1 protein-coding gene is annotated in these 1281 nt (G+C 38.4%); it reads left to right on the plus strand.

The annotated features are described in order from the left end of the window. The first annotated feature begins 16 nt into the window (after positions 1 to 16). Positions 17 to 1251, plus strand: a protein-coding gene (locus tag J8L71_RS18300) for an IS3 family transposase (protein ID WP_211001793.1) whose coding sequence is annotated in 2 segments (ribosomal slippage) — positions 17 to 368 and positions 368 to 1251 — 1236 coding nt in all. Because the reading frame shifts where the segments join, the coding sequence is not laid out codon by codon here. Positions 1252 to 1281: the final 30 nt, after the last annotated feature.

Below are 1281 nucleotides of genomic sequence, written 5' to 3' on the forward strand. Positions count from 1 at the left end.
ATTTAGGACTTATTTTATGAAAACCACTAAAACTAAAGACGTTAAGCGTACTCAGCGAGATTATACATTAGGCTTTAAATTATCTATTGTTGAGCAAGTAGAAAAAGGCGACTTCACATATAAACAAGCGCAAAGTCATTACGGCATTCAAGGTCGTAGTACCGTTCTGGTATGGCTGCGAAAACATGGTAAATTAGATTGGTCTAAACCAACTTATATAGCCAACATGCCTAAATCGAAAGAAACCCCAGCACAAAAAATTAAACGTTTAGAGCGCGAGATAGAAGAGTTACGCCTAAAGGATTTAATCAAAGATGAAATGATTAATATAATGGATGAAGAATACGGAGCTGGCTTGCGAAAAAAGTACATATCCGAGCTATCACGCGCGCAAAAGAAAACCAGCAAGTAAAGCTTACTTCGTTGTGCCGTGCATATGGCATAACACGGCAAGGTTATTATCAAGCTATGCGCAGGATAGATGCTCGGGATAAAGCGTTGAAGCCAGTCAAAGAGTTAGTGATGTATTGGAGGCAATTCATGCCTCGTATTGGTGGGAAGAAACTTTATTTGATGATAAAGCCAGAGCTGCAAGAGCGTGGTATAAAACTAGGCCGTGATTGTTTTTTTGACTATTTGAGAGAGCATGACTTTCTTGTAAAACCAAAGAAAAATTATACTAAAACAACAAACAGTAACCATTGGATGCGCAAGCATCCTAATTTACTAAAAGAATACACGCCTACTGCGGCCGAGGAAGTCTTCGTTAGTGACATTACATACGTAAAGTCAGCGCAAGGCGTGCATTACCTATCGTTAGTCACTAGTGCTTACAGTCGAAAAATAATGGGTTATGAGCTGAGTGATGAAATGAAAGCAACCGATGTAGTCAAAGCATTAGAAATGACAATTAAGCAACGCGTATATAAACGTGATGCCATTCATCATTCAGATAGAAGTTTACAATATTGCTCTGAAGTATATCAAAATACGCTATTAAAAGAGGGCATTAGACCATCGATGACCGATGGGTATGACTGTTATCAAAACGCCTTAGCAGAGCGTATTAATGGGATATTAAAGCAAGAGTTTTTACTGTATAAATGTCGCAATATGGCAGAGTTAAAACAGCTCGTTGAAGAATCGATATTTATATACAATGAAATGCGACCGCACTTAAGTTTGGATATGAAAACACCAAATCAAGTGCATAAAAAAGACCTGGCGCTTTCGCACCAAGTCTTTCATTAAAACCGTCAACCTATTTCAGGACGGGACAAG

Origin of the sequence: Pseudoalteromonas sp. MMG007, from assembly GCF_018100985.1 — a bacterium.
Classification (GTDB): domain Bacteria; phylum Pseudomonadota; class Gammaproteobacteria; order Enterobacterales; family Alteromonadaceae; genus Pseudoalteromonas.